The organism is Dyella solisilvae, assembly GCF_003351225.1.
GTDB lineage: Bacteria > Pseudomonadota > Gammaproteobacteria > Xanthomonadales > Rhodanobacteraceae > Dyella > Dyella solisilvae.
Genome location: NZ_QQSY01000004.1, coordinates 236227 through 259473, shown reverse-complemented (window position 1 = coordinate 259473; position 23247 = coordinate 236227). Strand labels below are relative to the sequence as shown.

24 protein-coding genes are annotated in these 23247 nt (G+C 66.7%); all 24 read right to left on the bottom strand.

Going from position 1 to position 23247, the window contains the following annotated elements; all coding sequences use genetic code 11:
• The 24 genes from DVT68_RS15820 to fliD all read right to left on the bottom strand — a co-directional run bounded on the left by DVT68_RS15820 (position 1) and on the right by fliD (position 23183).
• Positions 1–786, bottom strand: a complete 786-nt coding sequence (locus DVT68_RS15820; protein WP_114826062.1) for an RNA polymerase sigma factor FliA — start codon at positions 784–786, stop codon at positions 1–3.
• A gap of 1 nt (position 787) precedes the next feature.
• The gene (locus DVT68_RS15815) at positions 788–1732 is read right to left on the bottom strand and encodes a MinD/ParA family protein (protein WP_425477517.1); all 945 of its coding nucleotides are present in this window, start codon (positions 1730–1732) and stop codon (positions 788–790) included.
• The gene (gene flhF / locus DVT68_RS15810) at positions 1729–3159 is read right to left on the bottom strand and encodes a flagellar biosynthesis GTPase FlhF (protein WP_114826061.1); all 1431 of its coding nucleotides are present in this window, start codon (positions 3157–3159) and stop codon (positions 1729–1731) included. The genes DVT68_RS15815 and flhF overlap by 4 nt, the downstream gene beginning before the upstream one ends.
• A gap of 120 nt (positions 3160–3279) precedes the next feature.
• Positions 3280–5370 carry a flagellar biosynthesis protein FlhA gene (flhA, locus tag DVT68_RS15805; RefSeq protein WP_114826060.1) on the bottom strand — a complete coding sequence of 697 codons (2091 nt, stop codon included), beginning with the start codon at positions 5368–5370 and terminating at the stop codon, positions 3280–3282.
• Positions 5371–5382: 12 nt separating this feature from the next.
• The gene (gene flhB / locus DVT68_RS15800; protein ID WP_114826059.1) at positions 5383–6519 is read right to left on the bottom strand and encodes a flagellar biosynthesis protein FlhB; all 1137 of its coding nucleotides are present in this window, start codon (positions 6517–6519) and stop codon (positions 5383–5385) included.
• A 12-nt stretch (positions 6520–6531) separates the two neighbouring features.
• On the bottom strand, positions 6532–7302 hold the full coding sequence (gene fliR, locus DVT68_RS15795) for a flagellar biosynthetic protein FliR (protein WP_114826058.1): 771 nt from the start codon (positions 7300–7302) through the stop codon (positions 6532–6534).
• Entirely contained in the window at positions 7299–7568 is a 270-nt protein-coding gene (fliQ, locus tag DVT68_RS15790; RefSeq protein WP_114826057.1) for a flagellar biosynthesis protein FliQ, read from the bottom strand. The genes fliR and fliQ overlap by 4 nt, the downstream gene beginning before the upstream one ends.
• A 255-nt stretch (positions 7569–7823) precedes the next feature.
• Positions 7824–8609: a flagellar type III secretion system pore protein FliP gene (fliP, locus tag DVT68_RS15785; RefSeq protein ID WP_114826056.1), complete on the bottom strand. Its 786-nt coding sequence runs from the start codon at positions 8607–8609 to the stop codon at positions 7824–7826.
• Positions 8606–8974 carry a flagellar biosynthetic protein FliO gene (gene fliO, locus DVT68_RS15780; RefSeq protein ID WP_233523512.1) on the bottom strand — a complete coding sequence of 123 codons (369 nt, stop codon included), beginning with the start codon at positions 8972–8974 and terminating at the stop codon, positions 8606–8608. Before fliO ends, fliP begins: the two co-directional genes overlap by 4 nt.
• Positions 8975–8979: 5 nt before the next feature.
• On the bottom strand, positions 8980–9318 hold the full coding sequence (gene fliN, locus DVT68_RS15775) for a flagellar motor switch protein FliN (RefSeq protein ID WP_114826055.1): 339 nt from the start codon (positions 9316–9318) through the stop codon (positions 8980–8982).
• Positions 9315–10331 carry a flagellar motor switch protein FliM gene (fliM, locus tag DVT68_RS15770; protein WP_114826054.1) on the bottom strand — a complete coding sequence of 339 codons (1017 nt, stop codon included), beginning with the start codon at positions 10329–10331 and terminating at the stop codon, positions 9315–9317. The genes fliN and fliM overlap by 4 nt, the downstream gene beginning before the upstream one ends.
• A gap of 13 nt (positions 10332–10344) precedes the next feature.
• Positions 10345–10848: a flagellar basal body-associated FliL family protein gene (locus DVT68_RS15765; RefSeq protein ID WP_114826053.1), complete on the bottom strand. Its 504-nt coding sequence runs from the start codon at positions 10846–10848 to the stop codon at positions 10345–10347.
• Between the two features lie 450 nt (positions 10849–11298).
• A complete protein-coding gene (locus DVT68_RS15760) occupies positions 11299–12519 on the bottom strand; it encodes a flagellar hook-length control protein FliK (protein WP_147281750.1) in 1221 nt (406 codons plus the stop codon).
• A gap of 34 nt (positions 12520–12553) precedes the next feature.
• Positions 12554–12991, bottom strand: coding sequence for a flagellar export protein FliJ (fliJ, locus tag DVT68_RS15755; protein WP_114826051.1), 438 nt, complete (start codon positions 12989–12991; stop codon positions 12554–12556).
• On the bottom strand, positions 12988–14352 hold the full coding sequence (gene fliI / locus DVT68_RS15750; RefSeq protein ID WP_114826050.1) for a flagellar protein export ATPase FliI: 1365 nt from the start codon (positions 14350–14352) through the stop codon (positions 12988–12990). The genes fliJ and fliI overlap by 4 nt, the downstream gene beginning before the upstream one ends.
• Complete coding sequence (locus tag DVT68_RS15745) at positions 14349–15005, bottom strand: flagellar assembly protein FliH (RefSeq protein ID WP_114826049.1); 657 nt, start codon at positions 15003–15005, stop codon at positions 14349–14351. Before DVT68_RS15745 ends, fliI begins: the two co-directional genes overlap by 4 nt.
• Complete coding sequence (gene fliG / locus DVT68_RS15740; protein WP_199536094.1) at positions 15002–15994, bottom strand: flagellar motor switch protein FliG; 993 nt, start codon at positions 15992–15994, stop codon at positions 15002–15004. The genes DVT68_RS15745 and fliG overlap by 4 nt, the downstream gene beginning before the upstream one ends.
• A 153-nt stretch (positions 15995–16147) precedes the next feature.
• Positions 16148–17851: a flagellar basal-body MS-ring/collar protein FliF gene (gene fliF / locus DVT68_RS15735; RefSeq protein WP_114826047.1), complete on the bottom strand. Its 1704-nt coding sequence runs from the start codon at positions 17849–17851 to the stop codon at positions 16148–16150.
• A gap of 48 nt (positions 17852–17899) precedes the next feature.
• A complete protein-coding gene (gene fliE / locus DVT68_RS15730) occupies positions 17900–18223 on the bottom strand; it encodes a flagellar hook-basal body complex protein FliE (RefSeq protein ID WP_114826046.1) in 324 nt (107 codons plus the stop codon).
• 138 nt (positions 18224–18361) lie between these two features.
• Positions 18362–19786 carry a sigma-54 dependent transcriptional regulator gene (locus DVT68_RS15725; protein ID WP_114826144.1) on the bottom strand — a complete coding sequence of 475 codons (1425 nt, stop codon included), beginning with the start codon at positions 19784–19786 and terminating at the stop codon, positions 18362–18364.
• Positions 19787–20151: 365 nt separating this feature from the next.
• On the bottom strand, positions 20152–20724 hold the full coding sequence (locus tag DVT68_RS15720; protein WP_114826045.1) for a PilZ domain-containing protein: 573 nt from the start codon (positions 20722–20724) through the stop codon (positions 20152–20154).
• Positions 20725–20933: 209 nt separating this feature from the next.
• A complete protein-coding gene (locus DVT68_RS15715) occupies positions 20934–21233 on the bottom strand; it encodes a flagellar protein FliT (protein WP_114826044.1) in 300 nt (99 codons plus the stop codon).
• The gene (fliS, locus tag DVT68_RS15710; RefSeq protein ID WP_114826043.1) at positions 21230–21658 is read right to left on the bottom strand and encodes a flagellar export chaperone FliS; all 429 of its coding nucleotides are present in this window, start codon (positions 21656–21658) and stop codon (positions 21230–21232) included. Before fliS ends, DVT68_RS15715 begins: the two co-directional genes overlap by 4 nt.
• A 16-nt stretch (positions 21659–21674) precedes the next feature.
• On the bottom strand, positions 21675–23183 hold the full coding sequence (fliD, locus tag DVT68_RS15705) for a flagellar filament capping protein FliD (RefSeq protein ID WP_114826042.1): 1509 nt from the start codon (positions 23181–23183) through the stop codon (positions 21675–21677).
• Positions 23184–23247 lie beyond the last annotated feature (64 nt).

Genomic DNA, 23247 nt, shown 5'->3' with positions numbered 1-23247 from the left:
CTACGATCCGCGCGCCCTGCTCTTCCCTGTTGCCCTCGCCCGATTTCCTGCTTCCACCTGCTCGGTCCAGCCCGTCATGCGCGCCCGCAAGCGCACGATCGCCTGGCCGTGGATCTGGCAGACCCGCGATTCGGTGACGCCAAGCACCGCGCCGATCTCCTTGAGGTTCAACTCCTCTTCGTAATACAGCGACATCACCAACTGCTCGCGCTCGGGCAGGCTGCCAATGGCGTCGACGAGCGCCCGGCGCATGCCTTCGTGCTCCACGCTGTCCTGCGGCCCCAGGCTCTCGCCGTCGGCCACGTCGAACGCTGCGCCACCCTCGGCGTCGTCAGGCGCCGACAGGCTGAGCAAGCGCGCGCTCGCCGCATCGGCCAGCGCCGCGTGGTACTCCTCCGCCCCCATGCCGAGTCGCCGCATCACTTCGGCGTCCTCGGCATCGGCGCCGGTCTCGATCTCGATCTGGCGCACCACTTCAGCCATCTCGCGGACCTTGCGGTGCACCGATCGGGGGGTCCAGTCGGTGCGCCTCAATTCGTCGAGCATGGCGCCGCGGATGCGGATGCCTGCAAACGTCTCGAAGCTCGCGTTGCGGCCGGTGGTGAAATTGCGCGCCGCTTCCAGCAACCCGATCATGCCCGCCTGGATCAGGTCGCTCACGTCCACGCTCGGCGGCAGTCGGCCCATCAGGTGATAGGCGATCCGTCGCACCAGCGGCGCGTGCTGGCGAACCAGTTCATCGGCGCTCTGCCGTTGCAGTTGCAGGTATTCGGAAGCCACGCTCATCTCACCACCCCGTCGCCGCTGCGGCGTGCCTGCTGAAGAACGCAATGCGGTCCAGCCCCAGTCGCTCGGGTTCACCCCATGTATCGACCGCACCCGCCAATTGCTTGAATGCCTGTCCCGAGCGGCTCGATGGCCACAGATCGACCACCGCGCTCTGCCGGCGAATGGCCTGGCGCAGGCGCTCGTCCTGGGGCACGTGGCCCATGAATTCCAGCGCCACGTCGAGAAAGCGGTCGCATACCCGCGCCAGCTTCTGGTGCAGCACGCGGGCCTCGCCGATGTTGCGCACCATGTTGGCCACCATGCGAAAGCGACGGACGCCGAAGTCGCGGCTTAGCACCTTGAGCAAGGCGTAGGCGTCGGTGAGCGAGGCCGGCTCGTCGCACACCACGAGCACCACGTCATCGGCCGCAGCCGCGAACATCGCCACGTTGTCGGACACGCCCGCGGCGGTATCCACCAGCAGGTAGTCCGGCGGCATCATCAGGTCGTCGAAGGCGCGGATCACCGCGGCGTGCTCGCCGTTGCCCAATTGGGCCAGGCGGCGCGTGCCCGAGCCAGCCGGCACCACCTTCAGTCCGTGGGGACCGGTGAGCAGCAGATCCTCGATGCCGCAGCTGCCGTCGAGCAGATGGCCGATGTGCCGCGTGGGCGTCAGGCCCAGCAGCACATCGATGTTGGCCAGGCCCATGTCGGCATCGAGCAGGATCACCTCGTGCCCCGCCATGGCGAGTGACATGCCGAGGTTCACCGATACCGTGGTCTTGCCCACCCCGCCCTTGCCACCCGCCACCGCAATGGCGCGGCAACGCTTCTGCGGCGCCGGGCTGGCCAGCCCGAAGGCCTGGTCATGCGCCGGTTTCGTCGTGGCGCCATGCCGATCGGCCAACGCGCGCAACATGCTTTCCAGACCCATGGCCTGATTCATCGCGAAAACCCCGCTCATGCGTTCGCCACCGCCAGTCCGAACCGTTCCGCCATCGCATCGTCATCCGCGGGATGGTTGCCCTTGAGCACCTGTGCGGCACGGCACACCAGCACGCGCGCGTCCGCAGTGGCGATGTCCTCGGGCACGCGCTGGCCGTCGGTGATGTAGTCGAGCGCAAGGCGGTGGCGGATCAGCACGGATAGCGCACCGCCGAGGTTGGGCGCCTCGTCGAGCTTGGTGAGGATGCAGGCGTGCGGCCGCACCGGCAGGTAGGCGCGCACGGCTTCGTCCAGCGACGAGGCATGGGCGTTGGCCGCCAGCACCAGGCAGGCGCGCAGGTCGCCACCGTCGCCGAGCACCTTCAGTTGCTCGGCGAGGCGCGGATCGTTGCCGGCGAGGCCGGCGGTATCCACCAGCACGGTGTGGCAACCGCGCAGCAGCGTGAGCACCTGGCGCAGGCTGTCGGCGTCGTAGGCTGGATACACGCGCACGCCAAGCAGGCGGCCGTAGTGTTCCAGCTGCGCGGCGGCGCCGATGCGGTAGTGATCCGTGCTGACCAGCGCAACCTGGGAGGCGCCATGGCGCATCACCGCGCGCGCGGCGAGCTTGGCGAGCGTGGTGGTCTTGCCTACGCCGGTGGGACCGACCAGCGCGACCACGCCCTGGCGATCGGACTCTTCGCGTCGGCCGATGGAAAGACTGCGGCTGAGCATGCCCAGCGGCAGGTAACGTGCCTGCTCGGCGTTGATGTTGGGTGGCAATTCGTCCGCCAGGCGTCGCGCCACATCAGGCTCGATGCCCAGCCGGGTCATCTCGCGCAGCACGCGTGCACGCATTGGGTGGCGGCGCTCCATGTCGTTCCAGATCAGGCTGGAGAGCTGGGTCTCCAGCAGGTCGCGCAAGCTGCCAAGTTCGGCGCGCACGCGCGCGGTGTCCTGCAAGGCGCGCTCGAGTAGCGGATGGATCGGCGCTTCGACGTCCGCCGCAGGAGCCGCAGGCGTGGGCCCTGTCGCGGCGGCCGCAACGGGCTGCGTCGCCTCGAACCGATTGGCCGTCGGCGGCTGCGGAGACTCTGCACGCGCCGCCGCAGCGGGCGTGACCTCGATGCGCGGCGGCAACGGCGCCCGGCGCGACAGGGTGACGGTAACTCCGTCGTCCTCGTGACGATGGCCAGGCGGCAACGGTGGCGGCAGCGCGTCGGCGCGACGAATCGGCGTGGGAGCATCCTCTGCAGTCGGCGGCGCCGTGCGCGATTCGACCGGCAACGGCGCCCCGTGACGGGCCGCCTCGCGTACCAGAGCCTCATCGAAATCCACGGCGGCGATGATCTCGATGCCTTCCTCCAGGCGACGCGTGGAAAGGATCACTGCATCAGGACCCTGATCCTCACGCACCTCACGCATGGCCTGCCGCATGTCGGCGGCCACGAAACGCTTGATCTTCATGCCTTGCTCCACTGACGGAACGCGCGCCGCGGAGACGTGGCATGTCGGCATGGCCGCCATGCGGCTCTACGTGGCGTTGCGATCTGCCCTGCCCGACGTTCCATTCCCCTCTCCCGCGTCTTAGCGTCCCAGTGCCTGCACCAACCGCACCCTGCGGTTGTCCGGCACTTCGTTGTAGGCCAGTACGTGCAGGTTCTGTGCCACGTGGCGAGTGAAGCGTGCGAGCCACGGACGCAGCTGCGGCGCGACCAGCAGCACGGCCGGCTCGCCGCTCATTTCCTGCTTGCGCGCAGCCTCGGCGACACCCTGTTGCAAGCGATCGGCGAGGCCCGGTTCCACCGCAGCGCCCGCCACGCCGCCGTTTGCAAGCGATCCGAGCAGGATCTGCTCCAGCTCCGGCGCCAGCGTGATGACCGGGATCTCGGTGCCGAGCCCGGTGATCTCCTGCACGATCTGCCGACCGAGCGCGACACGCACCGCGGCGGTGAGCGCGCCGGGATCCTGACTCTGGCCTGCGTGCTCCGCCAAGGATTCGACGATCGAGCGCATGTTGCGGATCGGCACCCGTTCGGCCAGCAGGTTTTGCATCACCTTCACCACCACGCCCAGCGACAGGCGCTTGGGCACCAGGTCCTCCACCAGCTTCGGCGCGGTCTGCGCGAGGCGGTCGAGCAGCTGCTGCACGTCCTGGTGGCCGAGCAGTTCGTGCGCGTGGCCCTGCAGGATGTGCGAGAGATGCGTGGCGATCACCGTCGCCGGATCGACCACGGTATAGCCAAGGCTCTGAGCCAGCTCGCGGTGGCCAGGCTCGATCCACATCGCCTCCAGGCCGAATGCCGGGTCGCGCGTAGGAATGCCGTGCAGGCCTTCCTGCACACGGCCGGGGTTGATCGCCAGCAGGCGGTCGTTGTGCACCTCGGCCTCGCCCATCGGCACGCCCATCAGGGTGATGCGATAGGTGTTGGGGCCGAGGTCGAGGTTGTCGCGGATATGCACCGGCGGCACCAGGAAGCCCTGCTCCTGCGACAGCTTGCGTCGCACCGACTTGATGCGCCCCATCAGCTCGCCGCCCTGGTGTGTGTCCACCAGCGGAATCAGGCGATAACCCACTTCCAGGCCAAGCGGATCCACGCTGGCCACGTCTTCCCAACCCAGTTCGATGCGCTCCGGCGCTGCGGCGGGGGGCGGCGTTTCTGCAGCCAGTCTGGCCACGCGCTCCTTGGCCTCGCGTTCGCGCTTGACCATCAGCCACGCTGCGCCGCCGCAGGTACCACCCAACAGCAGGAACGCGATGTTGGGCATGCCCGGGATGAGTCCCATCACGCCCAGCACCGTGCCGGCCACCGCCAGCGCACGAGGCTGGCCGAACAACTGGCCGATCACCTGCTTGCCCATGTCCTGCGCCTTCGACACGCGCGTGACGATCACTGCGGTGGCGATGGACAGCATCAGCGCGGGCACCTGCGCCACCAGGCCATCGCCGATAGTGAGCAAGGTGTAGGTCTTGGCGGCCTCGGCCGCGGACAGGCCGTGCTGCATCACGCCGACGAAGAAGCCGCCGACGATGTTGATGACCAGGATCAGGATGCCGGCGGTGGCGTCGCCGCGTACGAACTTCGAGGCGCCGTCCATCGAACCGTAGAAGTCGGCTTCCTCGCGAACTTCCTGGCGACGCTCGCGCGCCTGTTCCTGGTTGAGCAGGCCGGCGTTGAGGTCAGCGTCGATCGCCATCTGCTTGCCGGGCATCGCATCCAGGGTGAAGCGCGCGGTCACTTCGGACACGCGCGTGGCGCCCTTGGTCACCACCACGAAGTTGATGATGGTGAGGATGGCGAACACCACCAGGCCCACCGCGAAGTTGCCGCCGATGACGAATTCGCCGAAAGCCTCGATCACTTTTCCGGCCGCTCCAGGACCGTTATGGCCGTGCAGCAGCACCACGCGGGTGGAGGCAATGTTGAGCGCCAGGCGCAGCAGGGTCGCCATCAGCACCACCGTGGGGAACGCGGCGAACTCCAGCGGCCGCATTACGTAGATCACCGCCAGCAGGATCACCAGCGACAGCGCGATGTTGAAACTGAACAGCATGTCCAGCACAAACGGCGGCAGCGGCAACATCATCATCGCCAGCATGGCGAGCATGATCACCGGCGCGCCGACGCCGCGGCGACCAAGTGACTTGAGGCTATCGATGGCGGTAGCAGAGGCCATGCGCTATTTCCGTCAGAACTGGTAAGGACCCATCAGGTCCGGGTCGACATCGGGCTTGGGCGCCTTCGGCGGATCGTCGCCGCGCGCCACCGCCTGCTTGAGCTGGAACACATAGGCGAGCACCTGGGCGACAGCCACGTAGAGCGACGCGGGAATCTCGCGATCGAGCTGGGTGGTGGCATACAGCGCGCGCGCCAGCGGTGGCGCTTCCACCGTGGGAATGCGGTGGCTGCCAGCCACCATGCGGATCTGCAGGGCCAGTTCATCGAGGCCCTTGGCGATCACACGAGGCGCGCCCATGCGCCCTTCGTCGTAGCGCAGCGCCACTGCGAAATGCGTGGGGTTGGTGATCACCACGTCGGCCTTGGGCAGCTCCTGCATCATGCGCTTGCGCGCCATCTGGAACTGCATCTGGCGGATGCGACCCTTAAGCTCGGGGTTACCGTCGCTTTCCTTCGCCTCGTCCTTCAGCTCCTGGCGCGTCATGCGCAGGCGCTTGGTGTGGTCGAACTTCTGGTACAGCGCATCGGCGCCGCCAATCAGGGCCAGCACCGAACCGAACAGCAGCGCGCCGTGACCCAACAAGCCCATCGCCCGGAGCGTGCCGGCGCCTACCTCGCCCTGCCCGGTCGCCATCAGGTCGGCCTGCCAGTTGCGCAACACCATCAGCAACACGGCGCCGATCAGCAGCAGCTTGAGCAGCGACTTGGCCAGTTCCACCAGCCCACGCAGCGCAAAAATCCGCCCCAGCCCCTCGACCGGGTTGAGCCGCTCGAACTTCGGCTGCAGCGCCTCGGCGCTGAAATTGAGACCGCCCAGCAACACCGGCGCGGCCAGCGCGGCCAGCACCGTGGCCAGCGCCACCGGCGCGAACAGCGCCATCGCCTCGTGCATGGCCTGGACGAACACGCGGCCGGGCAGCGCGTCGCTGAACAGGGCGTCGCGGCCGTAGCTCAGGCCGAGGCCGTAGATGCGCCGCACGTGATCCATCGAGCGCTCGCCACCACTGATCAGCGCGGCCACGCCCGCCAGCACCACCACGGCGCCGGAAAGGTCGCGCGAGCGGGGGACATCGCCCTTCTCCCGCGCTTCGCGCAGCCGCTTTTCTGAAGGTTGTTCGGTGCGTTCCTGATCGTCATGCTCCGACATGGCGTGGCCTCCTCAACCGCCCACCAGTTCGTGCATCAGCGCCCAGGCGTTCGTCTGCAGCGACTCGAATGCGCCGGGCACACTGCGCATCGACAGCCACAGCGCCACGAAACCCAGGGTCACGGTGATCGGAAAACCCACCGCGAAAAGGTTCATCGACGGCGCCGCACGGCTGATCGCGGCAAAGCCGATATTGACCATGAGCAGCGAGGTCATCGCCGGCAAGGCCACGCGCACCGCGCCACCGAACAGGTGCGCGGCGAACGCCACCACCGCATGCAAGCCGTTGCCATCGATGGCCGACTGGCCGGGCGGCAGGCTGCGGAAACTGTCCGCCAGCAACGCGATCAGGCGCAGATGGCCGTCCATCGCGAGGAACAACAGCGTCACCATCAGCAGGTAGAACTGGCTGAGCACCGGCGAACTGCCGCCACCACGCGGGTCCACCGTTTCGGCAAAACCCAGGCTCATGCTCTGCCCCACCAGCTGCCCGCCGAGCGAGACCGCCTCGAACGCCAGCTTCAGCACGAAGCCGACCGCAGCGCCGATCAGCACCTGGCTCACCATGGTGGCGACGCCATCGGCTGACATCAGGTCGATGCTGGTCGGCGCCAGCGGCGCCAGCACGAAGGCGAGCACCAGCATCAGCCCCAGGCGGATGCGCTGGGGCAACACCGAGTCACCGAACACCGGCGCGATCAGACATAACCCACCGACCCGCCCCATGGCCCACAGCAGCGAACCAAGCAGGCGCTGGATGTCGGCCAGGTCGACGCTGGTCATTTCACCGCCCCCGGCAGACTCTCGATCAGTTGGCGGGTGAACTGGACCAGCGTTCGCAACATCCACGGCCCGGCGATCAGCCCGACCGTGGCCATGGCGATCACCTTGGGGATGAAACTAAGGGTCATTTCGTTGATCTGCGTGGCCGCCTGCACCACGCCGATCACCAGGCCCACCAGCAGCGCGGTGAGCAGCAGCGGCGCGGCGACCATCATCGCCACGTAGAGGGCGTGCTGGCCGAACTCGATGACGGACTCAGGCGTCATGGCGCACCGCCTTGCTCCCTCTCCCCTCTGGGGAGAGGGTTGGGGTGAGGGGTGGGTGCTCGCGAAAACCCTTCATTCTCGTCATCCCGGCGTAGGCCGGGATCCAGCAGCCGTGAGGCTCGGTGCCGCGTGATCGCCCCTGGATTCCGGCCTGCGCCGGAATGACGGTGAGGAGACTGTGCGCTTCCGCAAGCACCCACCCCTCACCCCAACCCTCTCCCCGGAGGGGAGAGGGAGAAATACGCGGCGCACGGATCACGTGTAAAAACTCCCCGCCAGCGTCCCCAGCAGCAGCGTCCATCCATCGACCAGCACGAACAGCATGATCTTGAAGGGCAACGAGATGATCGTCGGCGACACCATCATCATGCCCATCGACATCAGCACGCTGGCCACCACCAGATCGATGATCAGGAACGGGATGAACAGCAGGAAGCCCATCTGGAACGCCGTCTTGAGCTCGCTGGTGACGAAGGCCGGCATCGCCACGCGGAACGGTACGTCGTCCTTGCTGGCATAGGGCTGCTCATTGGCCAGGCGGGTGAACAGCTGCAGGTCGGCCTCGCGCGTCTGGTCGAGCATGAAGCGCTTGAACGGCGCCGCGGCCGCGGGCACGGCCTGCTCGGCGCCGATCTGGCCGTCCATGTATGGCTTCACGCCGTCGGTGTAGGCGCGGTTGAGCACCGGCGACATCACGAACAGGGTGAGGAACAGCGACAGGCCAAGAAGGATCTGGTTGGACGGGGTGGACTGCGTGCCCAGCGCCTGACGCAAGAAGCCCAGCACGATGATGATGCGCGTGAACGAGGTCATCATCAGCAGCACGGCCGGCAGCAGCGTGAGCACCGTCATCAGCGCCAACACCTGCAGCGACAGCGTCCAGTTCTGCGCGCCGCCCGGCGCATTCTGCACGGTCAATACGGGGATCCCTGCGGGCGACGCCGGCATCGTCGGCATCGTCGGCATCGCGGGCGCCGCCCAAGCGAACAGCGGAACCATCAGCAGGGTCAGCAGAAGGATCCAGCGACGGTATTTCTTCATGGCGTGCGCTTCCAGCGAGCCAGCACGTCACCGAACCCTTGCACGGGTGGCATCGGGCCCGGCTCGGGCGCTGCGCCGTCGTACACGTGCAGCGTACGCATGCCACCCTGCCCCACGCCCACCAACAGGCGCTTGCCGTCGGCGTCGATCAGCAGCAGGCGATCGCGCGCGCCCACGGCCATGGTCTCGACGCAGCGCAGGCGGCGTCCGCCGGGCATGGTGCGCGCCTGCAACCGGCGACTCAACCAACCAGCGGCGAAGATCAGCGCAACGATCCCGAACAGGCTCAACAATACGCGCACCAGTTCGCCACCCACGTTGATGTCGGGAGCGGCCGCAACCGGCAGGGCCAGGGCAAGCATCATGCAGTTCACCGCAGCTTGCGCACGCGTTCAGCGGGGCTGATCACGTCGGTCAGACGGATACCGAAGCGCTCGTTGATCACCACCACTTCGCCGTGCGCCACCAGGGTGCCGTTGACGAACACGTCCAGCGGCTCACCGGCCGAACGGTCAAGCTCCACCACCGAGCCCTGATTGAGCTGCAGCAAATTGCGGATGCTGATGCGGGTACGGCCCACTTCCATGGCCAGCGTCACCGGCACATCCAGGATCATGTCCAGATTGACGTCGGCGCCCTCGGCCGGCGGCGAAGTGAGCGGGTCGAATTCGACGCGATGGGCGCCGGCTGCGTCGTTGGTCGGGGTCATGCGAGGCTCTTCTCCGTGACTGGTTCCGTCGACAGGCGCATTTCGCGGCGACCCGTCGGCGTGTTGAAGCGAATGGCGGTGCGGCCGCTGGACTGGCCATAGCGACCACGAAATACCGGCACGTCCTCGGCGAAGACGGTGCACAGCTCTGGCAACTGGATGGGAAGAACATCACCCGGGCGCAGGCGCAGGAACTCGCCGATGCTCACGCGCATCTCCAGCAGGAGCGCGCTGAGCTCCACCTCGGCGTCGAGCACCTCGTCTTGCAGCGTCTCGGCCCAGCGATCGTCGCGATCGACGCGATCGCTCTGCACGCCCGCGTCGAGCAAGGTGCGGATCGGCTCGATCATCGCGTACGGCAGGGTGAGGTGCACTTCGCCGCCGCCGCCATCGAGTTCAACGTGGAATTTCGAGACCACCACCGTTTCAGTAGGGCTGACGATGTTGGCGAACTGCGGGTTGATCTCCGAGTTGAGGTACTCGAAGTTCAGCGGCATCACCGGCGCCCATGCCTCGGTCATCGAGGCGAACAGTTCGGTGAGCATGATCTGGATGACGCGATTCTCGGTGGGCGTGAAATCACGACCCTCGATGCGCGCATGGAAGCGCCCGTCGCCGCCAAAGAAATTGTCGATCACGGTGAACACCAGGCGCGGCTCCATCACCACCAGCGCGGTGCCGCGCAGCGGCTTGATGCGCACCAGGTTGAGGTTGCTCGGCACGGCCAGCGCATGCACGTACTCGGCGAACTTGATCATCTTCACGCCGAGCACCGACACCTCGCAGGCCTTGCGCAGCACACCGAACACGGCGCTGCGGAAGAAGCGGGCGAAGCGGTCGTTCACCATCTCCAGCGTGGGCAGGCGGCCGCGCACGATGCGGTCCTGCTGGGTGAAGTCGTAGGCGATGACCGCGTCACGCGGCAGCGGCTCGTCGTTGCCGGTCTCGACCGCACCACCCTCCACGCCGTCGAGGAGGGCGTCGATCTCTTCCTGGGAAAGCAGATCGCTCATCGACCCGGCTCCGTCACTGCATCACAAAGCTGGTGAAGTACAGAGCTTCAACGCCGGGCCGGCCCAGACGCTTCTCGACGATCTTGCGAACCGCCTCCAGCGCCTGCGCCTGCAGCTTCTGCTTGCCGGCGGCGTCGCTGAGGATGCCGTAGTCCTGGCTGCTGAACAGCATCACCAACGCATTGCGGATGACCGGTTCGGCATCCTTGGCGGCGGCCAACGCGGCGCCGTCGTGCGACATCAGGCTGACGCCGACCTGCAGGAATCGCATGGACTGGTCATCCTTGAAATTCACCACGAACGGCGGATCCATGGCCAGGTACTGCTCCTGCTTGGACAGCGCCACCTTGGCCTCTTCCTGGGCGCCGTCCTGATGAGCGTTGCGCGCGCCAAGCAGCACATAGGTGCTGACGCCAGCCATGGCCAGCATGGCCACCGCCATCATCATCACTGCCTTGGAAGAACCCTTGTTGCCGCCAGCGCCGGCGCCTTCCGCCGTCTGCTCGTTCTGAGCCATGCCGATCCCTATCTCTCACGTATGCCGCGGCGATCCGACACGGATCGCCCATGGCCATCGATAGCAAGTGCCATGCCAGCGCTGAAAACCGTTATGGCAGCTTGATTTGCGGGAAATCGCAGGATGCGGCGCCGCTTTCTTGACGCGCGACAGGGATCAGTCGCGACGCTGCGATGGCGGCAGTCGAAAGGTCGTCGGCAAACGTGCTCGCCACGAAGGAAGGCGCGACCCGCGACTTCTCATCCCCACGAATGCGGCACAGGCGCGAGGCGCGAGGCGCGAAGAAGTCCCTTGGGGCGCCCTTCGAAGGAGAGAGCGCAGCGAGTAATCCCGCATCTTTGCTTTAAAGCGCGCCGTGAAAGTCACTGGATTCCCGCCTGCGCGGGAATGACGGGCAAAGCGGACGGTCTTTCGACGCGCCGCGAGCGCAGTGCGCGGACTGAGACGACCTCAGGCAAACATGTCGAGCAACCCCACCGCTTTCACGACGGGAGCTGCGATCGCAGCCAGCTCACTGCCTTCACCATTGCCAGTGTCAGCCCCGGCGGCGCCGCTCGCATTCGTGCCCTGACCCTGCTCGCCGCCGCGCCCGCCCTGCCCGACCTGCGCCTGACCGAGCGTAAGACCGTGGTGGGCAAGCATGCTGTCGAGCTGGCCCAGCGTCTGTTGCACCGCGTGCACCGCCTGCGGATGCTGGGCAACAAAGCTCACGTCCACGCTGCCGTGCTGCACGCTGACTTTCACGTCCAGCTCGCCCAGGTCTTCCGGGTGTAGCCGGATGCGTGCCTGTTTCACGTCCTGCCCGCCCAGCCACGCCACCTGCTGGCCGAGTTCCTGGGCGAAGGCGGGCGTGCCGGCGCTGGCCTGCATGGTGAGCGAGTGCGCGGCTGGCGTGACCAGTGTTTGAGCGGGCGCCTGCTGCAGCGGCGCGGCCGTCATCGCACGCAGCGCTTCCAGCGGATCGCTGTGATCGCTGGACCCTTTGCTCGACGAGGCGGATGCCGTCAATGCGGCGAGCACCTTGGTGGCGCCCGCCGAATCCCCCGACGCCACTGGCGTCGCGGTGTCGTCCTCATCGGCGCCTGAATCCGCCAGAGCCTTGTCGGCAAGTGCGTCGAGGGACTTTGCGGTATCCACCAGGTCGTCGGCATCCGACTGACTCTGCCCGGTGGCCTGAAGCACGCCCGGCAATGTGCTAGCCGGCATCGCTGCCTGCAATGAAGTCGCAGCCAACGCGGTGTTGTTGGCGTTGGCGGTTGACGAAGCGGACGGTGTCGGCGTGGCGTTGGCGGGAATGCTCTGCCCCAGCAAGGCCAGCATCGCTGCCGCGGCGCCTGAAGGCATCGAGGACGATGTCTGGTCCTCGTCCTTCTCGTGCGCGGCGGCGCCATGCGACGCATGGGTGTTGACGCCGGTCGTCGCGGACTGCGTTGGCGTCAAAGGCGCCGCAGGCGTCGGCGCTGATGCGGATGGCTGTGACGGCGACTGCTGTGCTGGTTTTGCGAGAGTCGCCGATGTCGCCGGCGTCGCCGCCTGTTGCTGGCGAGCCTGGGCCAGTGGCTGGGCGAAGCTGCCGGAACCGGCTGCGGTCGCAGCACTTGGTTGCGACACAGGCGCCGCGGTGTTCGTGGCAGGCGTGGCGGGAACGGCCAAGGCGACAGAAGAAGTCACGGGGAGATCTCCATGGGGTGGCGGCGTCGCGCGATCATCGCGACCAATCCCGCGCGGGGCGACGGTGCTGCATGCGCTCGTCGATCTCGTTCTGTTCGCGGCGCTCTTCGCTCTTGCGCTCCTGCTCGCGGTAGCGATCAATCACGCTGCCCAGCGCCTGTTCGCGTGCATGGGCTTCGCGCCACTGCCCGCGCATGTGGTCGAGGTGACGCTGCTGGCGCGCCACCTCGATGCGCTGCTGGCCGATCACCTGGTCGATGCGCTCGACGAACTGGCGACGGTTGAGCAGCACCGCCACGCTGACGCCGCCGGCCGTCTGCGAGTATTCCTCGCGATAGCGCTCCAGCTCGACCAGTTGCTGCTCGGCCTTGGCCATGCGCTGCTGCTGCTCGGCCAGCTTCTGCATGGCCTGCTCCTGGCGCTCGCGCGCCAGATCCGCGGCAGGCTGGAGGCGGTTCGCACGGGAACTCACGGCTTGCTCCCGGCGGTCAGATTCTCGAGGGCAGCGATGGCGTCGGCCAGGGTGGTCGGCGCGTCCACTTCCTGCTGCAGGAAGTCTCGCAGGCGCGGCCACATGGCGATGGCATGGTCGACCTGGGGATCGGACCCCTTCTGATAGGCGCCCACGGCGATCAGGTCACGCTGCTGGCGATAGGCCGAATACACCTGTCGGAAGCGCTGCGCCGCTCGCAGGTGCTCGCGTTGCACCACGGCCGGCATCACGCGGCTGATCGACGCTTCGATGTCGATGGCCGGGTAATGGCCGGCTTCGGCCAGGTCGCGCGACAGCACGATGTGGCCATCCAGGATCGCGCGCGAAGCGTCGGCGATGGGGTCATGGCGATAGTCGTCGCCCTCGGTGAGCACGGTATAGAACGCGGTGATCGACCCGCGCCCTTCGGCATCGTTGCCGGCGCGCTCGACCAGCGCCGGCAGCATGGCAAACACCGACGGCGGATAGCCCTTGGTCGCGGGCGGCTCGCCGATGGCGAGGGCGATCTCGCGCTGGGCCTGGGCGTAGCGCGTGATCGAGTCCATCAGCAGCAGCACGCGCTGGCCGCGGTCACGGAACCATTCGGCGATGGCGGTGGCGTACTGGGCGCCCCTCAGGCGCTTGAGCGGGGGCGCGTCAGCAGGCGCGGCGACGATCACCGCACGCGCGCGCCCTTCCGGCCCGAGCGTGTGCTCGACAAATTCCTTCACTTCGCGGCCACGCTCGCCGATCAGTCCGACCACCACCACGTCGGCGTCGGTATAGCGAGTCATCATGCCCAGCAGGGTCGACTTGCCCACGCCGGAGCCTGCGAACAGACCCAGGCGCTGGCCGCGCCCCACGCTGAGCAGCGCATTGATCGCGCGCACGCCGGTATCCAGTGGCGTGTCGATCGGCTTGCGCGCCATCGGGTTGATCGGCTCGCGCTTGAGCGCGGCATGCTCGTCCACGTCCAGCGGCCCAAGGCCGTCCAACGGCGCCCCGTCGGCCCCGATCACGCGACCCAGCAATGCCGTGCCAACGGGCAGGCCACTGACATGCGAACAGGGGCGCACAGGTGCGTTCGGCAGCACGCCGTGCATCTCGGTCACCGGCATCAACAGCAATCGCTCGTCGGCGAAGCCCACCACTTCAGTGTCCAGCTCGCTGCCGTCTGCGGTGCCGACCATGCAGCGCGCGCCCAGCGGCGCTTCGCATCCTTCCGCCTCAAGGGTGAGGCCGACCACGCGACGCAAGCGGCCTTCGACCGTCAGCGTGCGCGTGCCCACCGCGCGCTGGCGACGGCGCGCCAGACGCTCCTGCCACAGCGCCGCGGGCGAGTGGCCAGGCGGCGCATTCATCCGAGCACCTCGTCGGTGTCCGCGTCCTCATCGTCGGCATCCGCGCCGAGGACGGCGTCAACCACCGCGGCCAGCCGCGTTTCAACGCGCGCATCGAGGCGCGAGCGCTCGCTCTCCAGCACGCAATCGCCGCGCTGGAGGGTGGGATCGGCCACCAGCTGCCAGTTCGATTCGGCCACATCGAGCGAGCGCAACAGGTTCAGATCGTCGGCATGAAGGCGCACGCGCAGCTTGCCGGTGGCGGCCGGCAACGCCAGCGTGGCCTGGCGCACCGCCTCGACCACGAGGTCGGGCGTGGTGCGCAACTCGTGCGACAGCACCTGACGCGCCACGGTCATGGCCAGGCGTGCAAGCTCCAGCTCCACCATTTCATCCATCGCCCGCAGCGGGCGATGCGCCGACCCAAGCAGCGCGTCGAGTTTCGCGAGACGGGCATTGACCAGATCGCGCGCAGCCGCCATGCCCTCGGCGTGGCCTGCGGCGTAACCTTCCTCACGCGCCTGCTGTTCCAGCGCCTCGAGCTCGCGCACGGTGGGCTGCGCCACCGGTTCCTGCGGCGGCGGTGGCGGCTCCGGCGCTGCGGGCTCGCCGACTTCCGGCGGCATCCAGCGCTTGAGCATGGCCAGGTTGTCGCGGCTCATCACGGCGCTCATGCGACCAGCTCGTCACCCGTGCCGGAGAGGTTGATGGCGCCGGAATCAGCCAACTTGCGGGCTATCGCCAGCACTTCCTTCTGGGCCGAATCCACCTCGCTGAGGCGCACCGGGCCGGAAACTTCCAGGTCGTCGCGCAGCATGTCGGCGGCGCGCTTGGACATGTTGGCGAAGATCTTCTCGCGCACGCCAGGCTCTGCGCCCTTGAGCGCGGTGACCAGGCGGGCGGTCGGCACTTCGCGCAATAGCGTCTGCATGCTGCGGTCGTCCAGTTCGGCCAGGTCCTCGAACACGAACATGAGCTCTTCGATGCGGCCGCCGAGGCCGGCATCGTGGCCGCGGATGGCGGCCATCAGCTCGTTTTCGCGGCTGGTCTCCATCGCATTGAGGATGTTGGCGGCGGCCTTGAGGCCACCCACGCTGGCCGACTTGAGTTTCTTGGTGTTGCCGGAGAACTGGCGCTCCATGATCTCGTCCAGCTCGTTCAGCGCATGCGGCTGCACGCCGTCGAGCGTGGCGATGCGCATCACCGCGTCGCTGCGGGTTCGCGGCGGCAGGTAGCCGATCACTTCGGCCGCCTGATCCGGCTCCAGGTGCGCCAGCACCAGGGCGATGATCTGCGGGTGCTCCTGGCTGATCATCTCGGCGATGGCGCGGCTCTCCATCCACTTGAGCGACTCCAGGCCCTTGCTGGTGCGGCCCAGCAGAATGCGGTCGATCAGGCCGCCCGCCTTGCTCTCGCCCAGCGCGTTGACCAGGATCTTGCGGATGTACTCCTCGGTGCCCACGCCCAGCGAGGTGTGGCGACCCATGTCCTCGTTGAGGCGGCTGAGCACCAGCTCGACCTGATCGCGCGACACGTTGGTGAGGCTCGCCATGGCGGTGCCCACCGCTTGCACGTCACGCGCACTGAGGTGCTTGAGCACCTCGGCCGCGTCCTGCTCACCGAGGGTGAGCAGCAGGATGGCCGCGCGCTGCGCGCCGCCGATTTGTGTATCTGCCTTCATGATCTGTCCCGCGCGGTCGCGTGCGTTCCCGTGTCCGGTCGTCCTGCCGCGGCGACGCGCGCGACAGGTCCATGGCATATCGGCTGCCGGGGCGCTTTCCGAAGCGCCACGCCATGGCCGGCGACGAGTGAACGCTTAGCCGCCATCCTCGCCCACCCAGCTCTTGACCACCTGCGCGACATGCTTGGGATTCTCGCTGACCATGCGGCGCGCCAGGCCGATGCGCTGCTCGTAGGCCAGCTGTGGCGGCACGCTGTTGAGGCGCATCAGCTCGTCGCCCTCATCGTCGTCCACGCGCACCGAGATGGTCTGCGGCGTCGGTTCCTCCGCCACGGCCAGCCCCTTGCCCGGCGACGGCGCCCGGGTCAGACCGCGAAGCAGCGGTCGCAGCAGGCCGAACGCCACGAGCAGCGCCACCAGGATGCCGGCGGCCTGCTTGATCAGGTCGAGCATGCCGGGGCGCTCCCAGAACGGCGTCGAGGTCGGTGCGTTGTCGCCTGTCGCATCCTGGTGGAACGGCTGGTTGATCACGCTGACGCTGTCGCCGCGGGGCTCGCTATAGCCCACTGCATTGCGGGTCAGCGTGGTCAGGTGTTCGAGTTCCTGCGCGGTGAACGGCACGCTCTTGCTGCCACCCTTGTCGCCGGGCACGGACTTGTTGTCCACCACGACGGCAACGGTGAGGCGCGCAAGACGACCAGCGGGATCGCTCACGTGGCTGATGGTGCGGTCGAGTTCGTAGTTGCGCGTGGCGCTGCTCGAAGTCTCGCCCGGCGCGCTGGCCTGCGCGGTGGTGGCGGCGGTGCCCTTGGCCGGCGCCTTGCCCGCGGCCGGTCGAGCCGCCGTGGGCTGGGCCACGGTGTTCGGCGGCTGGTTGCTGAGAGCGCCAGGCACGCCTGCATCATTGCCGGCCTCACCAGTGCGCTGCTGGCTGCTGGTCTGTTCGCTGCGCAGCGCCGGGTGTTCGTGGCCGTAAGTCTCCGTGGCCTTCTCGGTCTCGCTGAAATCCAGGTCGGCATAGACCTGCGCGCGCACCTTGCCCGGCCCCACCAGCGGAGTCAGCAGTTCTTCGATACGCTGCGCATAGGTGTTTTCGATGCGCGTCGCCAGACGCAGCCGAGCATCTCCGACCGCGCTGGCATTGGCGGGATCGCTGCTGGTAAGCAGCTGGCCCTGCTGGTCGACCACGGATACCTGCTTGGGATCGAGGTTCGGCACGCTCGACGCCACCAGGTGCACGATCGCCGCCACCTGGCTCGCATCAAGCTGCCGGCCGGGGTACAGCGTGACCAACACCGACGCGCTGGCTTCGTGGTTGTCGCGAATGAAGGCCGATGGTTTGGGCAGCGCCAGGTGCACGCGCGCCGCGCGCACCGACTGCAGGCCGGCAATCGTGTTGCCCAGATCCGTCTCCAGCATCTGCTGGTAGCGCGTGCGCTCGGCGAGGTCGCTCATGCCGAACGGCGAATCGCCGGCGGGCGTGGCCGCAGTCGCTGCACTGCCCTGCGGCAGACCCTGCGCGGCAAGCTTCAGGCGGATGGCGGCAAGGTCCGAGACCGGCGCCATGATGGAGCTGCCGTCTGCGCCCAACGTATACGGCGTGTTGGATGCCTGCAGCGCCTGGGTAACGGCGGCGGCATCCTTCTGTTCGAGGCCGGCGTACAGCAGGCCGTAGTTCGGGCCACGCGACCACAGCACCACCGCCACGCCCAGCGCCACGGCCGCGGCGACACCGACCAGCAACAGCAGCTGGCGCGTTGCCGGAGTGCGGGCGAGTTGCTTGAGGTCCAGGCGAGAACCGGCCTTGTCGTCGGTGGTCGCGAGGGCGTTATCGGCCATGAATACTGCTCGTGCTCAGTGGATGCGTAGGCGTCGTGGACAGACCGGTCAGACCGGCATGTTCATGATGTTGTTGTACGCATCGACCAGTTTGTTGCGCACCTGGGTGAGCGTGTTCAACGAAAGGTCGGCCTTGTTGATGGCGACCATGGTGTGGCCGAGGTCAGCGCCGGCGTCGCCGCGCTCGAAGCCTGCCGCCAGCTGCCCGGCCTGCGTCTGCGCATCCGCCACCGAAGCGATGGACTGCTTGAGCAGGTTGGAAAAATCCGTCTGCGCGGGCGCTGCCGCAGTGAAGGACTGCTCGGCCGGCTTCACCTGCGAGGAAAGCTGGCGCATCTGCGACAACAGGTTGTTGACGTCGATCTGGCTCATGTCGGAATTCCAACGCGTGACGATGTTCGGGGGTGTAGAAGCACGATGCATGCCATGGGCGAGAAGTGAGTGAAGAGGAGTGAGTAGCGAGAGATAAGCTCTCTCTCATCGCTCACTTCTCACTACACACTTTTGCCCTCAAGCCTGCAGGCTCGGCTGCAGGCCGTATTTGCGCAGCTTCTCCACCAGCGTCGTGCGCTGCATGCGCAGCAGCTTGGCCGCGTGCGCCACCACACCACCGGTGACGTCAAGCGCTTGACGGATGAGACCCACCTCGATGTCAGCCAGGTGATCCCTCAGGTCCAGCCCACCCTCCGGCAACATCACCAGCGAATCGGCAGGCGCCAGCATCGTCGATTCCGACGCCACGCTGGACTGCCCGTTCATCAGCGACAGCAGCGCAGCGCCGCGCACCTCTTCGACGATCTGTTGCCCGCGGTACTTCTCCGGCAGGTCGCTCACCCGCACCTCGCTGTGCGGGTACAGGATGGCCAGGCGCTCCACCAGGTTGTTCAATTCGCGCACGTTGCCCGGCCAGGCGTAGCCATGCAGCGCATGCATCGCGCCCGCACTGAAGCGCACGTTGGCCAGGCCACGACGGGACAGGCGCTGGTTGAATTCCGCGACCAGTTCCGGCAGGTCATCCATATGCTCGCGCAGCGCTGGCATCTCCAGCGGGAACACGCTGAGGCGATAGTAGAGATCTTCGCGGAACTGGCCATGGGCGATGGCCGCATCGAGGTTGCGATGGGTGGCGGCGATGATGCGCACGTCGCAACGCTGGGTACGATTGCTGCCGACGCGCTCGAACACCCGCTCCTGCAACACGCGCAACAGCTTCACCTGCATCGGCAGGCTCATGTCGCCAATTTCGTCGAGGAACAGCGTGCCGCCCTCGGCCAGCTCGAAGCGACCCTTGCGGGTGCTGATGGCGCCGGTGAACGCGCCCTTCTCGTGGCCGAACAGTTCGCTCTCCAGCAACTCGGCCGGAATGGCGCCGCAATTGATCGCCACGAACGGCTTGTCACGTCGCGAGGAACATTCATGGATGGCGCGCGCCACCATCTCCTTGCCAGTGCCGGACTCACCCAGCACCAGCACGCTGGAGTCGAACGGTGCCACCTGGCGCACGAGGGCGTTGACGCGCGACATCGGCGCCGAGCTTCCCACCAGGCGCAGATCCGTGCGGCGCGCCGCTGCCGGAACCTGGGGGCCACGCATGGCCTCGGTCAACTGCTCATAACGAAGCGGGAATTCCACGATGCCCACCCGCGCCGCAAACGGCGAAGCATCCGCACCCAGCCGCGACACCCATGGAGAATCGTTGGAAAGCAGCACCATCACGTGCGCCGCGGCGGCGCCAAGCCGGGCGAATTGCTGCTCGGCCGCGGCATCATCGCCGACGTTGCCGACAAAGACCGCACGCCACGCATGGGTCGCCTCGTCCACTTCCATGCCGTCGTCACCGCGCTGTGGGTGATAACCGAGAAACTGAAGTGCCGAGACTATGGATTCCGCCCGTTGCTGATCCGATTCGATCACCAGAACGTCGAACTTCCCCATGCCACCCTCACGTGCGTGCTGCTTCATCTTTGGACCCCTGAACCTTGGACTGCACTACTTCCGTGTCGACTATTCGACGCCGTCACGTCCGGAAGTGAGCAAGAAGAAGGCCAGCGTCGTACGGATTTCCGGCAGCTCGGCCCGCCGTCAGGTGCCGGTGCGCGTCACCTGGCGTCGCAGGACCCGTGGGTATGCTCGAGGGTACGCCGCATCTCGCTGAATTCATTAGTCAAACCGACACCTGGCAGTGCGCAGGAAAAGTGACCTTCAGCGACACTCGTACGAGAACGGCGTCAAAGAACTTTCGTGTCGATTTTTCGTAACGTGATAGCGGTCACATTACGAGCAGGGTGTAGGCCGCCGCCTCACGGTGATGTCAGTCGACGACCTGCCACTTTGCGTCGGTGATGACGGAATACGAGCCGCTCAAGTGCGTCACCCATCACGTCGTCCATGAATTCAAACGCCACGAAAACGTGATCCATATCACGCTCCTGCACGAGTCGTGCCGGCAGCTCCAGCGGCAATGCCAGGCAACCGTCGAAGTGCAGGCGAAGCAGGCCGGCGGCTTGTACCCGGGGCCAGACCACCACGGGCAATACGGCGCCGATGGCGTTGAATTCCACGGGCTGCCGCGGCGGAAGTGGCAGGTCGCGCTGGAGCAGCTGATCCAGCATGCCCATCAGGACGTTGAGCTTGTTGTCCAGGCGCATCAGGTCCAGCGCCATCGGCGTGTCCTCGTCCGCCGACTCGTTGCGTCGCTCGCCGAAGGCGGCCAGCGTCCCCAGCACGTTGAGGTTGCGCTCGCGCATGGCCCCTTCGCGCAGGCCACTTAGCGGCAGGTCAACCGGCACACTGCTGGCATGCAAGCCATCTTCGAAGGTGATGCGGCTGGAAAAGGCCTGCCAGGTATCGACGTGCGAGGTTTGCTCGGTCATTGCGGTCTACTGACAGCCAAGTGGTTGGTATGAATCTCGAGTCCGCTCGCCAGTCCGATCCCCACGGAACCTGGCTCCCGCTTTCCGCGGCATGGAAGCCAAGGAATACCCGCGCTTGAGGGGATGACGCTCGAAGAGATTTCCGACAGTCCAGAGAAGCTGCGCAGCATTATGCGCGCTTTGCTCCAAGCCACTTGCCGACGCGCCAGTCAGTCGATGCCGGCGTGCAGATAGGCGCTGAGCGCGCGATGTCGCTGCTGGTGCTGGCCCAACGCCTCACCCAGCGCATCCCGCGCCGCGCCGGCCAGTTGCAGGATCTGCTCATTGTGGGCCAGCAAGTTCTGCAGCGTCTGGCGCTGGGCGGGGTCGGCCACGGGCAACTGGGCGAGCAGGCGAGCACGCTCAGCCTCTTGCGCCGTCACATCGCCCCACGCCCCGGCCTGCGCCAGGCTTACCATCTCCGTGCTGACTCGCAGGAGTTCCTCCGCCACCATGCGCGCGTCCTTCACGCCGCGCTGGCCGGGCGCCCCTGCGTCGCCAGAAAGCTCTCGCGGATCTGGCGCCAGGCATCGCGAATGGGGGTGATCAGCTCGATCACTTCGTCCAAAGCGCGCTCATCGTTGTTGAGCTGGGCGTGCAGCAGACGACGGGTCGCGTAGTCGTAAAGCGCGTCGAGCCGCCCTGCGAGCGGGCCGCCCGCCTCGTGATCAAGGGTTGCGCGAAGTTCACCAATAATGGCGATCGCCCGGCTGAAGTGCGTGCCCTTGGCCGGCACATCGCCCCGGCGCATGGCGCCACGGGCCTGGTTGATGCGTTCGATAACACCGTCGTAAAGCATGCCGGTCAGCTGATGACGATCGGCGCCTTCCACGCTTCCGCGCGCGCTGGTGTCCTGGTACATCGCACTGGCGTTGCGCGAATAGCCGTAGGTCATGTCCGTTTCCCTGGGCTCAGTTCTTCGAACTGTTTGAGTTGTTCAGCGCCGCCAGCTGGGTGGTCAGGTAGCTGCTGGTGCTATTGAGCGTCGACATCAGCGTGTCCAGCGCCGTGTACTGCTGCTGCAACTGGGTCTGGTAAGTCGACATGCGCGAGTCCAGTGCCGTCTGCTGCTGGCTGAGCTGGGTCAGCGTGTTGTTCAGGCTGTTCATCCGCGTGGGGATGATGCCGCTGGTCGACGTATACGAATTGATCGCCGTGTTCAGCGTGGTGGCGTAGCCGTTGGTACCGGTGAAGAGATCCTTCACCGCGCTCGGGTTGGACTGGAACGCTGACGACAGCTTGGTTGTGTCGAGACTGAGCGTGCCATCCGCATTGCGAGTGATGCCCAGGTTGGCCAGGGTGCCAATGCTGTTACCCGCGACCGCATTGCTCAGCACCGAATTGATCTGACGTTGCACCGAAGTCAGCGTGGTGTCGCCCAGCAACACGCCCGCCGTTCCGGAGCTGGAGTCGTAACTCGACAGTGAGCTGACCGTGCTCACATAGCTGTTGTAAGCGGTCACCAGGCCCTGGATGGCATTGGTGGCTGCCGTGTTGTCCTGAGCCACCGTCAGCGTGTTCGTGCCGGTGGATGTGAGGTTGAGCGTGACGCCATCCATCATGCCGGTGACGGTGTTGGTCGCGCTGCTCACCGCGATGCCGTCGATGGTGAGCTTGGCGTCCTGCGCCTCGTTGCTGCCGGCCGTGTTGAGCGCGGTCGCCAACGAGCTCAGCCCGCTGCTGCTGTCGCTGCTGGCGCTGATCGTGAAGGCATTGGCCACGCCGGTCTTGCTGGAACTCAGCATCAACTGCTGGCCGTTGACACCATTGACGATGGTCGCCGTGACGCCGGGGTTCGACGAGGAGCTGTTGATGGCGCTGGCGATGTCCGACAGCGTATTGGTGGCCGACACCGCGATATTCATGGTGCTGGAGCCAACCGTGATATTGAGCGTGCCCTGTCCCACCACCGCGCCGGAGGCGTACGCGCTGCTGGCGCGCTTCTGCGCCGTGGCCAGCTGGCTCACGTCGAGGGTGTAGGTACCCGCCTGGGCGCTCGACATCGTGGTGACGCTACCGATGCCGCTGCTCGAGCCGGTCGGCGTCAACGTGGCGTTATAGCTGCTGAACGTGTTGATCGAGGTCAGCGTGGCCAGTGCGCTCTGGATGCCACCCAGCGCCGAGTTCAGCGAGGACAGGCCGGTCAGCAGGTTGTTGGTCTGCGTGGTGCGATCGGTAATCTGCTGCTGCGGCGCCGCCTTGCGCGCGTTCACCAGCGCCGTGACGATCGAATTGACGTCCAGGCCCGAACCGATGCCAAGCGAGCTGATGGTGCCACTGGATGAACTGCTGGTACCGGTCGACGTCGTCGAACTGCTCGATGAGCTGCTCGACGAGGAACTGGTTCCCGACGTGCTCGAGGTGAGCTGACTGAGCAGCGAGCTCAGGCTGCTGGTAGAGGAGGCACTGCTGGTAGTCATGGCGCTGGCTGGTCCCTGATCCCGAATGAACTCCGCCGCGAGGCGAAGGGACTCGAGCCCCCGG

Bases quoted from the DNA above. Each gene is read 5' to 3' on its own strand.
- fliF (WP_114826047.1), bottom strand. From the start codon at position 17,851: ATGGCCGATAACGCCCTCGCGACCACCGACGACAAGGCCGGTTCTCGC.
- flhA (WP_114826060.1), bottom strand. From the start codon at position 5,370: ATGGCCTCTGCTACCGCCATCGATAGCCTCAAGTCACTTGGTCGCCGC.
- DVT68_RS15745 (WP_114826049.1), bottom strand. From the start codon at position 15,005: ATGAGCGCCGTGATGAGCCGCGACAACCTGGCCATGCTCAAGCGCTGG.
- fliS (WP_114826043.1), bottom strand. From the start codon at position 21,658: ATGACCTACGGCTATTCGCGCAACGCCAGTGCGATGTACCAGGACACC.
- fliM (WP_114826054.1), bottom strand. From the start codon at position 10,331: ATGAGCGATCTGCTTTCCCAGGAAGAGATCGACGCCCTCCTCGACGGC.
- flhF (WP_114826061.1), bottom strand. From the start codon at position 3,159: ATGAAGATCAAGCGTTTCGTGGCCGCCGACATGCGGCAGGCCATGCGT.
- DVT68_RS15815 (WP_425477517.1), bottom strand. From the start codon at position 1,732: ATGAGCGGGGTTTTCGCGATGAATCAGGCCATGGGTCTGGAAAGCATG.
- fliN (WP_114826055.1), bottom strand. From the start codon at position 9,318: ATGACCCCGACCAACGACGCAGCCGGCGCCCATCGCGTCGAATTCGAC.
- fliO (WP_233523512.1), bottom strand. From the start codon at position 8,974: ATGATGCTTGCCCTGGCCCTGCCGGTTGCGGCCGCTCCCGACATCAAC.
- fliQ (WP_114826057.1), bottom strand. From the start codon at position 7,568: ATGACGCCTGAGTCCGTCATCGAGTTCGGCCAGCACGCCCTCTACGTG.
- DVT68_RS15765 (WP_114826053.1), bottom strand. From the start codon at position 10,848: ATGGCTCAGAACGAGCAGACGGCGGAAGGCGCCGGCGCTGGCGGCAAC.
- fliE (WP_114826046.1), bottom strand. From the start codon at position 18,223: ATGAGCCAGATCGACGTCAACAACCTGTTGTCGCAGATGCGCCAGCTT.
- fliP (WP_114826056.1), bottom strand. From the start codon at position 8,609: ATGAAGAAATACCGTCGCTGGATCCTTCTGCTGACCCTGCTGATGGTT.
- DVT68_RS15720 (WP_114826045.1), bottom strand. From the start codon at position 20,724: ATGACCGAGCAAACCTCGCACGTCGATACCTGGCAGGCCTTTTCCAGC.
- fliR (WP_114826058.1), bottom strand. From the start codon at position 7,302: ATGACCAGCGTCGACCTGGCCGACATCCAGCGCCTGCTTGGTTCGCTG.
- fliD (WP_114826042.1), bottom strand. From the start codon at position 23,183: ATGACTACCAGCAGTGCCTCCTCTACCAGCAGCCTGAGCTCGCTGCTC.
- DVT68_RS15820 (WP_114826062.1), bottom strand. From the start codon at position 786: ATGAGCGTGGCTTCCGAATACCTGCAACTGCAACGGCAGAGCGCCGAT.
- flhB (WP_114826059.1), bottom strand. From the start codon at position 6,519: ATGTCGGAGCATGACGATCAGGAACGCACCGAACAACCTTCAGAAAAG.
- fliI (WP_114826050.1), bottom strand. From the start codon at position 14,352: ATGAATGCGCCGCCTGGCCACTCGCCCGCGGCGCTGTGGCAGGAGCGT.
- DVT68_RS15725 (WP_114826144.1), bottom strand. From the start codon at position 19,786: ATGGGGAAGTTCGACGTTCTGGTGATCGAATCGGATCAGCAACGGGCG.